Source organism: Nonomuraea endophytica (assembly GCF_014203235.1).
Lineage (GTDB): Bacteria > Actinomycetota > Actinomycetes > Streptosporangiales > Streptosporangiaceae > Nonomuraea > Nonomuraea endophytica.
In genome coordinates, this window is the sequence record NZ_JACHIN010000004.1 from 183262 (window position 1) to 196007 (window position 12746).

Below are 12746 nucleotides of genomic sequence, written 5' to 3' on the forward strand. Positions count from 1 at the left end.
CGCCCGCGCCGGGGGTCAGGCGGTGAAGCCGGGGATCCAGCGTTCGGCCTCCGCCCGGAAGGGCGCGGTGGCCTCCAACTGGCTCAGCAGGCCGTATCCGGCGGTCAGCACGCGGAAGCTCATCACGTAGTCGGGCGGCACGTTGAGCGTGCGGAAGATGCTGGTGCCGTCGCCCAGCATGTACAGGCCGCGCTCGCGCATCCAGTCGCGGGTGAAGGTGAACGACTCGGCGGCGATCGGCTCGGCGTACGGGCGGACGAAGGAACCCAGCGCCTCCAGGTCGATCTCGACGCCGTCGCGGATGACGCCCTCCTCGCGGAAGACCCGGGCCACGCCTTCGACGTCGTCGGCGGCGCCGTACCTGAGCATGGGCCCCACGGCGGGCGGGTGGCCGTCGGGGTAGGCCTTCACGGCGCCGAAGTCGAGGACCCCGAGGCGTCCGTCGGGGGTGACGCGGAAGTTGCCGGGGTGCGGGTCGCCGTGCAGGTAGCCGCAGCGGACGGGCGAGGAGAAGGAGAAGCGGACCAGGCGCAGCGCGGCGGCGTCGCGGACCTCCTGCGGGCCGTCGGCGATGACCCGGGCGAGCGGGGTGCCGTCGAGCCACTCGGTGACGATCACGTGCTCCGAGGCGGCCACGACGGGCGGGACGGCGATGTCGGGATCGTCGGCGTACTCGGTGGCGAAGGCGTGCCAGGCCTCGGCCTCCTTGCCGTAGTCGAGTTCCTCGGCCACGCGTTCCTGGAGCTCCTGGACGAACGAGCGCACGTCGAGGCCGGGCAGCAGCACGCCGAAGAGCTTCGCGACCCGGCCGAGCTGCTTGAGGTCGCCGCGCAGGGCCTTGGCCGCGCCGGGGTACTGGACCTTGACGGCCACGGGCCGGCCGTCCGACCACAGGGCGCGGTGCACCTGGCCGATGGAGGCGCTGGCGGCTGGGGCGTCGTCGAAGGCGGCGAAGTGCGCGCGCCAGTCGTCGCCGAAGTCCTCGGCCAGGACCTTGTGCACGGTGGCCGCGGGCATGGGCGGCGCGGAGTCCTGCAGCTTGGTGAGCGCGGCCCGGTAGGGGCCGATGACGGCGGGCGGCAGCGCGGACTCCAGCACCGACAGGAGCTGCCCGATCTTCATGGCGCCGCCCTTGAGCTCGCCGAGCACCTTGAACAGCTGCTCGGCGGTGCGCGTCTGCACCTCAGCCGCGATGAGCTCGGCCGGTCTGCCGAGCGCGCGCTTGCCGAGACCGAGCGCGGTGCGGCCCGCGTATCCGAGAGGAAGGGCGGCGAGCTTCGCCGTCCGGGCCACCGCCGACTGCGGAAGATCAGACATGTCCTTATCTTTTGGACTCAATGCCAATAAGGCAACGTGACAGTCGCCACATCGGATGCAACCCTCAATGCATGGAGGAATTGATCACGGCATTGACCGAGGGAAACAGCGGTCTCATCGCGGTCGTGCCGGAGATCGACGGCCTGGAGGGCGCCGGTGTCACCACCGCCGCCACGACGGCCTGCGAAGATCCCCGCGTACGCGCCCGCTTCCCCGGCGGCATCGCCTGGCTGACCGTGGGCGCCGACCCCCGCCAGTCGCTCGGCGACCAGCTGCTGGAGCGGGCGCTGGAGGTCAGCGGCGGCGCCGACCCGGCCGACTGGATCGAGGTCCTGCTGACCGCCGACGAGCTGACCGCCGCGCCGGGCGACGGGCTGGTCGTGCTGGACGGCGTGCGTTCGCCGCACGTGTCGATGCTCGCGATGATCGTCGCGCACCGCGCGAGCGTCCTGGTCACCGCGCGCACCGCCCGCGGCCTGCCCGACAGCGCGACGGTCGTGCGGCTTCCGGTGCGGCGCTGGCCGCTCCTCGACCGGCTCGCCGCGGCGCTCAAGACCCGCCCCGCCCGCGAACCCGACCTGCGCGAGCCCGCCTCCCGCGAGAGCGCGGTCCACGAACTGCTCGACGCCGGGCTGGTGCGGGCCGAGCTGCCCGACAGCGTCGCCCGCCTGCTGGAGCTGGGGGCGTTCGCCACCGACCGCAACATCCCGACCGGCCTGGCCCGCCTGCTGTGGGCGCGTACCGCGGAGCTCAGCCCGATCGAGTCGGACCTGACGCTGGCCGGGCTGAGCGCGCTCGGCCTGCTCGCCGAGGCCCCCGACCGCGAGGTGCTGCTCGTGCCCGACGTGGTGCGCGGCTACCTGCGCGCCGCCCTCGGCCGTGACGGGCTGCGCCGCGTCAACCGGGCCCTGGTCGAGGCCATCGACCGGGGCGCCGACGGCGAGGCCTCCCACGAGGACATCGCCTACGTGCTCGCCCGGCTGCCCGGCCACCTCCGGCAGGCCGGCATGAACGTGGCCGAGCTGGTCTGCGACGGCGGCTGGATCGCGACCAAGCTGCAGAGCTTCGGCGTGGCCGCCGTCGAACAGGATCTGGAGCTGGCCGCCACGCCGCTGGCGCAGCGGCTGCGCCGTACGCTGGCGCAGAGCGCGCTGGTGCTGGCCAGGACCGAGCACGCCGCGCCCGCCGCGCCCACGGCGGCGGCCACCCTCGCGGGGCGGCTGTTCGCGGTGCCGGCGACCGCGCGGGAGATCGCCGCGCTGCTCGGCGGCTCGGGTTCGCCGTGGCTGGAGTGCCTGTGGGCGCCCCCGGACCTGCCGCCGCCCGCGCTGCGCCGGATCATGGGCGCGCGCGGTGAGGAGCGTTACGGCGTGGCGATCAGCCCCGGCGGCGACTGGCTCGTCACCGCCGACGAGATCTGCACCGCGACCCTGTGGAACCTGGACGGCACCGTCCGCACGGTGCTGACCGGCCACGAGGACGACGTCACCTGCGTGGCCGTCGCCCCCGACGGCGAGTGGCTGGCCACCGGCAGCGACGACGGCACCGTGCGCTTATGGTCGCCGGACGGCGCCCAGCGCCACGTGCTCGAAGGCCACGACGACCCGGTCAGGCACGTGGTGATCGCGCCGGACGGCTCCTGGCTGGTCTCGTGCGCCGAGGACCTGATCGCGTGGGCGCCGGACGGCCGCCTGCTGTGGCGGGCGGCGGCCGAGGACGGGCCCGCGCCCGTGATCACCCCCGACAGCGGCACACTCACCCACCGCGAGCACGCCTGGACCCGCGACGGCCTGCCCTCGGCCACCGACACTCCCCCGCCCCCCGACCCGCTGGCCGAGGTGAAGGCCGCCGAGCACTTCGACCGGCTCGGCGTCACCGGCGTCGCCTTCGCCCCCGACCGCAGCTGGCTGGCCAGCGTCAGCCTGGACGGCAGCATCCGCCTGTGGGACGCCGCCCCGAGCCTGCCCGCGCCCGACGAGCACCTGCGCCGCCGCCCGTTGCGCGCGATCGCCGCCGTGGCCGACGGCAGCGGCCTGGTCACCGCGGGCGGCGGCCCCGGCCTGACGCTCTGGGACGAGGAGGGCAGCGCGCGGCACACGCTGCACGAGCAGGTCACGTTCACCGCGGTGGCGAGCTCCGACGACGGCGCCCTGCTCGCCGCGACCGACGACGAGGGCCTGCTGTGGCTGCTGGACCGCCACGGCGACCCCCTCCATCGTGTACGGCTGCGCGGCCCCGGCCGCTCCGTCGCCCTGGCGCCGGACGGTTCCTGGCTGGCCACCGCCGCGCGGGACGCGGTGCAGTTCTGGCGGCCCGACGGACAGCTGATCGCCGAGACCGCGATGAAGGAACCCGGTTACCTGGCCATGGCGCCGGGCGGCGCGTGGGTGGCGGCGGGCGGCGAGTCCGTGCTGCTGCTCGACCCGTCCGGCCGGCGGATCGCGCCCGTGCTGACCCCGAGCTCCCTGGTGACCGGCCTGGCCGTCGCGCCCGGCGGCGCCTGGGTGGCCGCCTCCTCCACCAACGGCGCCATCCGGCGCTGGGACCGCACCGGCCGCCTGCGCGACGAGCTGGAGGAGCAGACCGCGGCGGTGGGGCTGGCGGCGGGGCCGTTCGGGTCCTGGCTGGCCACGGCGACCGAGGACGCGGCCGTGCGGGTGTGGGACGTGCGCGCCGGCCGGTGCGTGGCCGCCATCCACCTCGACGCCGAGCTGACCGGGTGCGCGTGGACGCCGGGCGGCACCCGCCTGTACGCGGTGGGCCAGGCGGGTCTGTACGGCTTCCGCCTCCACCTGCCCCGCTAGGACCCTGGGAGCAGGTGGTCGACGGTGACGTGGTGATTTTCGGTCAGCCGCCGGGCGATCAGCGAGCGGTGGCAGGCCCCGGCGTCGCGTTCGACGCAGAGCAGCGCCGCCGTGCCGTCGCCCGGCAGTTCCGCCACGATCGGCGTGAGGTCGGCGCGGTCGAGGATCTCGCTGGTGTAGCGGCGGGTGTACTCGGCGGCCAGTTCGCGGCGCGAGCGCTTGCCGACCCCCTGGCGGTCGTCCTCGGCGTACTGGAGGTGGCGCAGCTCGGTGGTCGGCGCGAGCTCACGGTGGTGCGCGTAGGCGATCCGGGCTTCGGCGAGCGCCGCCTGCAGGCGCTGGGAGTTGGCCCAGGCGTACTCGGGTCCGCGGACGCCGCGCCGCTGGCGTACGTCGAGCAGCAGGCGGACGTCGGCCTGCCGCAGCCGTCGCAGGAAGGACTCGGCGTCGAAGCCGTAGACGCCGACTGTCACCATTCTGAGCACCGGGAGATCACCCGCCTTCCTGTTCCTGGCGCCGCTTCCGGCAGCGCTGCCGGAAGCGGCGCACCACATCACGCGACGGCTGTCCCCTCAAGCTCCACCATCAGGTCGGGGATGGCCAGCCTGGTCACCCCGAGCATCGAGGTGGACGGCGCCACCCGGGCGGCGCCCAGCCGGGCCGCCAGCACGCCGTAGTGCTGGAAGAGCCGGTCGACGTCGGTGGTGTAGACCGTGAGCCGGACGAGGTTCGCCAGGGACATGCCTGCCTCGGCGAGCACCGCCTCCAGGTTGTCCAGGCTCAGTGCCAGCTGCGCCGCCATGTCGTCGGCGTGCTGGGGCTTGCCGTCGGCGCTCATCGCGGTCTGCCCGGAGCAGTACAAGGTCCGGGTCTGCCCGGAGACGAGCTCGCCCTGGTTGTAGCCCAGCTCCGTCGACCAGGCCCACGGGTTGACCGCGGTTCGCTCGATTGCCATATCCGTCTCCATTCGATTCGTTCACATCACAGACGCCGGTCGGCACGGTGGCCCCCGTCGTGCTCAACAGCCTCCCGGCAAATCACGACATCTTGTGTCGCGTATTCCTGTTAACTTTTCGTATGCGCGCCGACCGGTTGGTCTCGCTGGTCCTGCTGCTGCGGCAGCACGGCCGGCTGTCCGCGGCCGCGCTCTCCCGCGAGCTGGAGGTTTCCACCCGCACCGTGCTGCGCGACATCGAGGCGCTGTCGGCGGCCGGGGTCCCCGTCTACGCCGAACGCGGCCGGCACGGGGGTTTCGCCTTGCTGCCCGGGTTCCGGACCGAGCTCACCGGGCTGAACCACGACGAGGCCCTCGCCCTGCTGGTCGCCGGATCGCGGCGCGGCGCGCAGGCGTTCGGCCTCGGCTCGGCGCTCGCGTCGGCGATGCTCAAGGTGGTCGACGCGCTGCCCGACAGCTATCGCGACACCGCCGCCGGCGCCGCCGAGCGGCTGCTCATCGACCCGGAGATCGACCTCCTCTCGCGCCGCCTCGCCGACGAGGAGGTGCCCGACGCCATCGCCGCCGAGGTCCTGCGCGCGGTGTTCGCCGGCCACAAGCTGCGGATCCATTACGCCGCCGCCGGCCAGACCCCGCAGTGGCGCACCGTCGACCCAATCGGCCTGGTCACCGTCCGCGACCGGGGCTACCTGCTGGCCACGAAGTCCGGCGCGGACCGCACCTACCGCATGTCGCGGGTCCTGGCAGCCAAGGAGCTCGACGAACCCGCGCAGCGACCGGACCGGGTCGACCTGGACCGGGCCTGGCAGGAACGCAGCACGCGCTTCCGGACCGGCGGCGACCAGGTCACCGTGCTGGTCCGGGTGAACCCGGCCCGCCGGGAGGATCTGGTGGGCACCGCGCTGGCCGTACTCGCCGAAGAGACCGACGCGGACGGCTGGCTGCGGATGGAGGTGACCTTCCAGGATCAGAGGCACGCCGAGTGGGCGTTGTGGCAGCTCACCATGAGCGCGGAGGCCCTGACCCCGCAGTGGCTGCGCGACTCGCTGCGCGAGCGTGCCACCGCGATCGCCACCCGGTACGGAACGTCATCCTGAGCGCAGGCGGCGCACCAGAAGCGCGGCCAGGGCTGCGGCGCCCACACCCGCGGCGGCGGCGAGGCCGCGCTGGCGTGCCACCCGGCGCTCCACCTGCGAGTACGGCGTGGTGGAGAAGGAGACCAGCTCATACCGGGAGACGTAGCGGCCGGGCAGCGCCCGTTCCAGCGCGTGCTCCAGGCGCTTGCCCGCCAGGAACGTCTTCGAGCCGACCTTGTCGCGCATCTCCACGAAGTTGTCCAGCGCGAGGCGGGCGATGACGTCGGTATCCGTCCGGCGGCGCTCGAATCTGGCCAGGGCGGCGGGGAAGTCGTCGCCGGTCTCGTCCAGGCACCGGTCCAGCTCGACGCAGTCCTCGAAGCCGCAGTTGGCGCCCCGGCCGTAGAAGGGGACGATCGCGTGTGCGGCGTCGCCGATCAGGCCCACGGTGGAGTCGCCGACACGGGCGTGCCAGGGCGCGCAGCGCATCGTGACCAGGTGGCCGACCGGGTTGGCGCGGAAGTCGGCCGTGAGCGTGGGCAGGTGGGCGTCCTGGTAGTGCTCGGCGAAGCAGTCCTCGATGTCTCCCTTTGTGCGGAGTTGGGCGAAGGTCTCGTGCGGCCAGAAGTCCACACCCGGCTGCGCCTGCAGCTTCGCCCGGACCGCGCTGTGGGCGCCGTCCGCGCTGTAGGGCTGGAAGGTCAGTCTGTCCAGCCCCACCACCCAGCCCCACCTCCCGAAGCGCGCCAAACCTCCAGGACCGCACCCTAAGGCCGCACCCCCGGGACTGGGCCGCTGGGGACCGGACCCTGGGACCGGACGTCCCGGTCGGCCTCCGGGCCTCGGGATCCGGACCCCGGGGGTTGGCCCTCCGGGGGTTGGACCTCCGGGGGTTGGACCTCCGGGGTCGGCCTCCGGCCTCCGGGACCGGGCGGCCCAGACCTCCGGGACCGGGCGGCCCAGACCTCCGGGACCGGGCGGCCCAGACCTCCGGGGCCGGACCTCCGGGGCCGACCCCAAGGACCGGAGCTCCAGCGGTCAGGCTTTCGGGGTCGAGGGTGGGAGAGGCGTCGGGAGCCGAGCGGCCGGTAGCGGGAAGGCGGGGGCTGGGGCCGGGGGTGGGTTGCTTGGGGGGTGGCGGGGGGTTTGGTTGGTGGTTGGGTGGGTTGGTGATACTTGGGCAGGTGACTCCTCCTCGCCTCGTGGCCACCGACCTTGACGGCACCCTCCTGGACTCCACCGGCTCCCTCACCCCCCGCACCCGAGCAGCACTGCGCCTGGCCGAGCGGGCCGGCGCCGAGATCGTGTTCGTGACCGCCCGCCCACCGCGCGGGGCCGAGCGGGTGGCGGCCGTGGCCGGGGTGGCGGGGACGGCGGTCTGCAGCAATGGCGCGATCGTGTACGACCTCGCCGGCCGTACCATCACCGAGCGCGTCGACCTCGACCCGGCCATCCTCCGCAAGATCATGGCCGCGTTGGCGGAGAGCGTGCCGGGCATCGTGTTCGCCGCGGAGACGGGGCACAACGTGCTGTGCGAACCCGGCTACTCCCGGCGCATCCCCGAAGAGCTGGACTTCTACCTCGACGTCCCCTCCGTCTGTGACGCGGGCGAGCCGGTGGCCAAGCTGCTGGCCTGGGCTTCCGGTCACCCCGTCGACGAGCTGGCGAGCCTGGCCGTCGCGGCGGTGCAGAACCAGGTCACCATCACCCACTCCGGCGGCCGGAGCCTGCTGGAGATCAGCGCGACCGGCGTCGACAAGGCGGCCGGCCTGGCCCGCGTCTGCCAGGCGCGCGGGGTGGCCGCCGCCGACGTGGTGGCCTTCGGCGACATGCCGAACGACCTGGCCGTGCTCGCCTACGCCGGGCAGGGCTACGCGATGGGCAACGCCCACCCTCTCCTGCTGGAGTCGATCGAGCGCCGCACGCTGTCCAACGACGAGGACGGTGTCGCCGCCGTCCTGGAGCGCCTGTACGGCTGAGCCCCGCGTACCCCATCTGTAGTACGGCCGATCGCGACACCGGGTGGATGCCCGGCGGCCCCGGACCCGCGAGCCTGGTGGTCTCACCCGAGATCGAAGGAGAACCCCGTGGTCACCCAGCAGGTCGTCAAGGAGCGCGGCGGGCTCAGGACCGCCTTTCAGGTCGCCATCGTCCTCAACGCGCTCGCGGTCCTGGCCCAGGGGGTCACGGCCGGCCAGTTGCTCTCCGGCGCGGGCACTTCCGCGCACGGGATGGGCGCCGGGGCCGTGCACGTGGCGGGGCTGCTGGTGGCGATCACCGGGGTGCTCGCGTGGAAGCCGGGGCGCGGCGCGGGCTGGCCGGCGCTGGTGGGGGTGGCGATCCTGCTGCTGGGGTTCGCGCAGTCGATGACCGGCGGGTCGGGGGCCACGGCGGTGCACGTGCCGTTGGCGCTGGCGATTTTCGGGCTCAGCGTGTGGCTGGCGGTATGGGCGTTCAGCCCTCGCATGTCGCGTATGTGAACAAGTACTGTCGGACTCGTGAGTGACGTGCGCGTGGTCGTGGGGCCGGGGGTCGTCGCCGATCCCACCCTTCTGTCGGAGGTCGCCGAACGCGAGTTCGCGGCGCTGGGCGTGAAGGGGCACATCAGGTACGCCCGCACCGTCGACGAGCTCCGCCCCGACGGCGGCATCCCGGTGATCCTCCCGGGACCGGACCCGGCGGCGCGGGCCCTCATGAGCGAGCCGGTGGGCCCGGTCGTCTGGCTGGACCTCACCCGCGACGACCGGGTGAGCCCCGGCAAGGACGCCCGCCACCTGCACGGACGCGGCGTGGACGGCCTGGCCTGGGCGATCAGGCACGCCGTCCACCGCACCCGCCACAGCGCCCGCCGCATCACCTACGGCCCCCACCCCGACCAGTGGGCCGACCTCTACCTGCCACCCGCCGCCGAATCGCCCACCGCCGAACCACCCACCGCCGAACCACCCACCACCGGATCATCCTCCGGCGGGTTTCCGGTGATCGTGCTGGTGCACGGGGGCTACTGGCGGTCGATCTGGGCCGCCGACCTGATGGAGCCGCTCGCCGCCGACCTGGTCGGGCGCGGGTTCGCGGTGTGGAACCTGGAGTACCGCCGCCCCGACCTCCACGGCTGGCAGGCCACGACAGCGGACGTGGCGGCGGGCATCGACGCCCTGGCCCCGGCCGTGGAACCGGCCCTGGACCTGAGCCGGGTCGCGGTGGCCGGGCACTCCGCTGGCGCACAGCTGGCGTTGCGCGCGGCGGCCGACGGCGCGCGGGTGGCTCTGGCCGTCTCCCTGGCGGGCGTACTCGACCTGGTGGAGGGCGAGCGCCGCTGGCTGAGCTCGGGCGCGGTGGCCTCGGCCCTGGGACCGGAAGCCCACGTGTACGGCGCGGCCAGCCCCCTGTCCAGACTCCCCCTGAAGGTACGCCAGCTGGTGGTCCAGGGCTCGGGCGACGATCTGGACCTGGTCGACTTCAGCCGCCGCTATGCCAGGGCCGCCAGGGAGTCGGGCGACGACCTCACGTACCTGGAAATGTCCGGCGACCACTTCGCCGTCATCGACCCCGCCACCCCCATCTGGCGCACCACCGCCGTGGCCATGGCCAACGCCCTCCGCTGAGGTCCCGTCAGTCAGGCGCGCATCTCGGAGGGCAGGGCGGTGTCGGCGTTCAGGAGTTCCACGCCCAGCAGCTCTCCCGACTCGGAGAAGTCCAGGACCACGTCGTCGGCCACCGCCTGCCGTACCGCCTCACCCGGGGCGATCTCCCGCTTCATCGCGATGTAGGCCGCGTTGACCTCCTGATCCATGCGCAGGTAGACGGTCCGCGGGCCCGAGGGTTCCTCGTCCCAGGACAGCAGGCCCTCGCGGCCCTCCGGCGAGTTCGCCACCGCCGTACGCAGCACTCCGAGCACCATCTCCACGACCTCGACCGCGTCCGCGCCGGTGACCTTGCGCTCGTGTTCCCAGCCGTCCAGCCCGTCGATCCGGTAGGGGCACGACCACTCCCCCGTCGGCTCCTCGTACGGCAGGCCGACCGTGATCGTCACCTCCCTGGGCGGCATGGTGCGCAGGGTGAGGGTGCGGCTGGCGATCTCGTACATGCCTGCGACCTACCCACGACCGGGCTCCCGCATCCGGCCGGGGCCGTACCCCCAACTCATGCCGTGGTCGTCTATTCCGTTCTGTGCGCGCCACGAACCAGTTAGGCTGCGGCGCGTAAGGGGGGTCACTGTGATGGAAGAGACGTTCGGGGCGCGCCTGCGCTCCAGACTGGATAAATACGGACCTCTGTGCGTCGGCATCGACCCGAGCCCGGCGCAGCTGCTCGCCTGGGGTCTGGACGACTCACCCGCGGGCCTGGAGAAGTTCAGCCGCACGATCGTGGAGGAGATCTCCGACGTCGCGGCGGTGGTCAAGCCGCAGTCGGCGTTCTACGAGCGCTGGGGCAGCCGCGGCGTGGCGGTGCTGGAGCGCACGGTCCGCGACCTGCGCGCCGCCGGCCCGCTGGTGATCCTGGACGCGAAGCGCGGCGACGTGGAGTCCACCATGATCGCGTACGCCGAGGCCTACCTCGACCCCGGCAGCCCCCTGGCCGCCGACGCCCTGACGGTCAGCCCGTACCTGGGCCTGGCCTCCCTGGCGCCCGCGATCCGCCAGGCCCACACCAACGACGCCGGCCTGTTCATCCTGGCCCGCACCTCCAACCCGCAGGCCGAGCAGCTGCAGTCGCGGGTGGCCGACCAGATCTTCGACGCGGTGGCCAGCTTGAACCAGGGCGCGACCCCCCTCGGCTCGATCGGCGTGGTGGTCGGCGCCACGGTCGCCGACCCCGCCTACGACCTCTCCCGGCTGAACGGCCCCATCCTCGCACCGGGCCTGGGCGTCCAGGGCGCCTCTCCGTCCGACCTCGCGCGCCTGTTCGCCGGGGTACGGCACGCCGTCATCCCCTCGGTGTCCCGAGCGGTGACGGAGAACCCGGCCCGCATCCGCGAGATCACCCTGCGCTACCGCGACGACTGCGCCCACCACCTGGCCTCCTGAAGGACCCCTCAGTCCTCCAGCGGAAACTGGATCGGGCTGATGAGGTAGCGGCGCCGTCCGGGCGCGGGCGCGTTCCCCAGGTGGGGCACCAGCGCGGCCCGCAGGCCGGTGATGAGCTGCTCCAGCTCGGCCGGATCGAGCCACACGGCATGCTGCCGGTATCCGACCGCGTCGGCGACGGGGTCGGCGTTCTCCCGCTCCACGTAGGCCCCGAACTCCGCGAGCAGCGTGGCGACGGCGGCGGCGAAGACGCGGCGGTGCTCCTCGGGTGACAGCGCGGCCATCGCCTCCGGCTCGATGGCGGCCCGGTCGCGGCGCAGCCGGTAGCGGCGTTCCACCGCGCCCCGGACCCGCTCCTCCCCGTCGACCTCCAGGATCCCGGCGTCGGCCAGGACGCCGACGTGCCGGTAGACGGTCGCCTTCGACACGTCCTGGATGACCTCGCAGAGCTGGGCGGTGGTCAGGGTGCGCTGCCCGGCAAGGGCGTGGATGACGCGCAGCCGTACCGGATGGGCGAAGAGTTCCAAGGCGTCCACGGATCTATGGTTTCATGTTGTGCGACCATTCTCAACTGTTGCGAACGTTCGCACCGGGCGATAATGTGAATGCGACATATCGTGAAGACAGGGAGTGCCCATGAACCGAGAGCTGATCCTGACCACCGACGACGGACTACCCCTGTCCGGCACGCTGACCCTGCCGGACGGCGACGGCCCGCACCCGGCCGTGCTCCTGCTCATGCCCGGCAAGCTCGACCGCGACGGCAACCTCGGCAAGGGCCGCATCGAACTGGGCGGACCGCTCGCGGCAGCGCTGGCGGCCAAGGGCGTCGCCTCCTACCGCTACGACCGTCGCGGCGTCGGCGCGACCCCTGGCGACTGGCAGGCGGCCGGCTTCTATCAGCACCGCGCCGACGCCGCCGCGGCCCTGCGCGAGCTGGCCGGACTTCCGGAGATCGGCACTGCCGGCGCCATCGGCTACAGCGAGGGCGCGCTGCACGCCGCGGCGCTCGGCGCGCACGAGGGCGCCGCGGCGGTGGTGATGATCTCCGGCCACACCATGACCGGCGAGGAGACGCTGCTGTGGTGGGCCGGGCTCAAGGACGCCGAGGGCCTGTCGAAGCCCATGCGGCTCATCGCGCTGCTGTTCGGCCGCCGCACGATGCGCGGCCTGGCCGCCAAGCTGACGGCCAAGATCAAGGCCACGAAGGGCGACGTGGCGAGGCTCTACGGCTTCAAGATCCCGGCGCGGTCGATGCGCGAGTTCCTCACCTACGACCCCAAGAAGGACCTCGCCGAGGTCCGCGTGCCGCTGCTGGCCGTCACGGGGGCCAAGGACGTGCAGGTCAGCCCCGCCGACCTCGACGTACTCGCCGCGGTGGTCCCGGGCCCGGCCGCGGTCCGCCGCCTGCCCGACCTCACGCACCTGCTGCGCCGCGACCCCGGCCCCGCCTCACAGAGCACGTACGGCAGGCAGTACGCCAAGCCCGTGGACCAGGGCCTCGTCGAGGAGGTGTCCACCTGGATCGCCGCAAGCCTCGCGACCCGGTCGTCCCACCCCTGACCCG

The 12746-nt window shown here is 73.4% G+C and carries 13 protein-coding genes; 7 read left to right on the forward strand and 6 right to left on the reverse strand.

What is annotated here, in order from left to right:
- Positions 1 to 15 precede the first annotated feature (15 nt).
- Entirely contained in the window at positions 16 to 1317 is a 1302-nt protein-coding gene (locus tag HNR40_RS16390; RefSeq protein ID WP_184962061.1) for an ABC1 kinase family protein, read from the reverse strand.
- Between the two features lie 71 nt (positions 1318 to 1388).
- On the opposite strand from HNR40_RS16390, the gene HNR40_RS16395 reads away from it, so the two are divergent.
- The gene (locus tag HNR40_RS16395) at positions 1389 to 4121 is read left to right on the forward strand and encodes a WD40 repeat domain-containing protein (RefSeq protein WP_184962064.1); all 2733 of its coding nucleotides are present in this window, start codon (positions 1389 to 1391) and stop codon (positions 4119 to 4121) included.
- Here HNR40_RS16395 and HNR40_RS16400 read toward each other — a convergent pair.
- Positions 4118 to 4597, reverse strand: a complete 480-nt coding sequence (locus tag HNR40_RS16400; RefSeq protein ID WP_221340462.1) for a DUF488 domain-containing protein — start codon at positions 4595 to 4597, stop codon at positions 4118 to 4120. The genes HNR40_RS16395 and HNR40_RS16400 overlap by 4 nt on opposite strands.
- Before the next feature lie 77 nt (positions 4598 to 4674).
- A complete protein-coding gene (locus HNR40_RS16405; protein ID WP_184962958.1) occupies positions 4675 to 5070 on the reverse strand; it encodes a RidA family protein in 396 nt (131 codons plus the stop codon).
- Between the two features lie 128 nt (positions 5071 to 5198).
- On the opposite strand from HNR40_RS16405, the gene HNR40_RS16410 reads away from it, so the two are divergent.
- Positions 5199 to 6173 carry a helix-turn-helix transcriptional regulator gene (locus HNR40_RS16410; protein ID WP_184962068.1) on the forward strand — a complete coding sequence of 325 codons (975 nt, stop codon included), beginning with the start codon at positions 5199 to 5201 and terminating at the stop codon, positions 6171 to 6173.
- Here the strand turns inward: HNR40_RS16410 and HNR40_RS16415 are convergent.
- Positions 6165 to 6872, reverse strand: a complete 708-nt coding sequence (locus HNR40_RS16415; RefSeq protein WP_184962070.1) for an FAD-dependent oxidoreductase — start codon at positions 6870 to 6872, stop codon at positions 6165 to 6167. The two genes, HNR40_RS16410 and HNR40_RS16415, sit on opposite strands and share 9 nt — an antisense overlap.
- A gap of 464 nt (positions 6873 to 7336) precedes the next feature.
- Between HNR40_RS16415 and HNR40_RS16420 the strand changes: the two genes are divergently transcribed.
- The 3 genes from HNR40_RS16420 to HNR40_RS56310 all read left to right on the forward strand — a co-directional run bounded on the left by HNR40_RS16420 (position 7337) and on the right by HNR40_RS56310 (position 9757).
- Positions 7337 to 8131, forward strand: a complete 795-nt coding sequence (locus HNR40_RS16420) for a Cof-type HAD-IIB family hydrolase (RefSeq protein WP_184962072.1) — start codon at positions 7337 to 7339, stop codon at positions 8129 to 8131.
- A gap of 108 nt (positions 8132 to 8239) precedes the next feature.
- Positions 8240 to 8632, forward strand: a complete 393-nt coding sequence (locus HNR40_RS16425; RefSeq protein WP_184962074.1) for a hypothetical protein — start codon at positions 8240 to 8242, stop codon at positions 8630 to 8632.
- An 18-nt stretch (positions 8633 to 8650) separates the two neighbouring features.
- A complete protein-coding gene (locus HNR40_RS56310; protein ID WP_184962076.1) occupies positions 8651 to 9757 on the forward strand; it encodes an alpha/beta hydrolase in 1107 nt (368 codons plus the stop codon).
- An 11-nt stretch (positions 9758 to 9768) separates the two neighbouring features.
- On the opposite strand, the gene HNR40_RS16435 is transcribed toward HNR40_RS56310, so the two are convergent.
- Positions 9769 to 10239, reverse strand: coding sequence for a DUF2283 domain-containing protein (locus tag HNR40_RS16435; RefSeq protein WP_184962078.1), 471 nt, complete (start codon positions 10237 to 10239; stop codon positions 9769 to 9771).
- Positions 10240 to 10372: 133 nt separating this feature from the next.
- Here HNR40_RS16435 and pyrF point away from each other — a divergent pair, with 133 nt between their 5' ends.
- A complete protein-coding gene (pyrF, locus tag HNR40_RS16440; RefSeq protein WP_184962080.1) occupies positions 10373 to 11179 on the forward strand; it encodes an orotidine-5'-phosphate decarboxylase in 807 nt (268 codons plus the stop codon).
- 8 nt (positions 11180 to 11187) lie between these two features.
- Here the strand turns inward: pyrF and HNR40_RS16445 are convergent, their stop codons facing one another.
- On the reverse strand, positions 11188 to 11715 hold the full coding sequence (locus tag HNR40_RS16445; RefSeq protein ID WP_184962082.1) for a helix-turn-helix domain-containing protein: 528 nt from the start codon (positions 11713 to 11715) through the stop codon (positions 11188 to 11190).
- A 100-nt stretch (positions 11716 to 11815) separates the two neighbouring features.
- On the opposite strand from HNR40_RS16445, the gene HNR40_RS16450 reads away from it, so the two are divergent.
- Positions 11816 to 12742, forward strand: a complete 927-nt coding sequence (locus HNR40_RS16450) for an alpha/beta hydrolase family protein (RefSeq protein WP_184962084.1) — start codon at positions 11816 to 11818, stop codon at positions 12740 to 12742.
- The last annotated feature ends 4 nt before the right edge of the window (positions 12743 to 12746 follow it).

Excerpts from the sequence above, each read along its gene's own strand:
- HNR40_RS16390 (WP_184962061.1), bottom strand. The coding sequence starts at position 1,317 with ATGTCTGATCTTCCGCAGTCGGCGGTGGCCCGGACGGCGAAGCTCGCC.
- HNR40_RS16395 (WP_184962064.1), top strand. The coding sequence starts at position 1,389 with ATGGAGGAATTGATCACGGCATTGACCGAGGGAAACAGCGGTCTCATC.
- HNR40_RS16400 (WP_221340462.1), bottom strand. The coding sequence starts at position 4,597 with ATGGTGACAGTCGGCGTCTACGGCTTCGACGCCGAGTCCTTCCTGCGA.
- HNR40_RS16410 (WP_184962068.1), top strand. The coding sequence starts at position 5,199 with ATGCGCGCCGACCGGTTGGTCTCGCTGGTCCTGCTGCTGCGGCAGCAC.
- HNR40_RS16435 (WP_184962078.1), bottom strand. The coding sequence starts at position 10,239 with ATGTACGAGATCGCCAGCCGCACCCTCACCCTGCGCACCATGCCGCCC.
- pyrF (WP_184962080.1), top strand. The coding sequence starts at position 10,373 with ATGGAAGAGACGTTCGGGGCGCGCCTGCGCTCCAGACTGGATAAATAC.
- HNR40_RS16450 (WP_184962084.1), top strand. The coding sequence starts at position 11,816 with ATGAACCGAGAGCTGATCCTGACCACCGACGACGGACTACCCCTGTCC.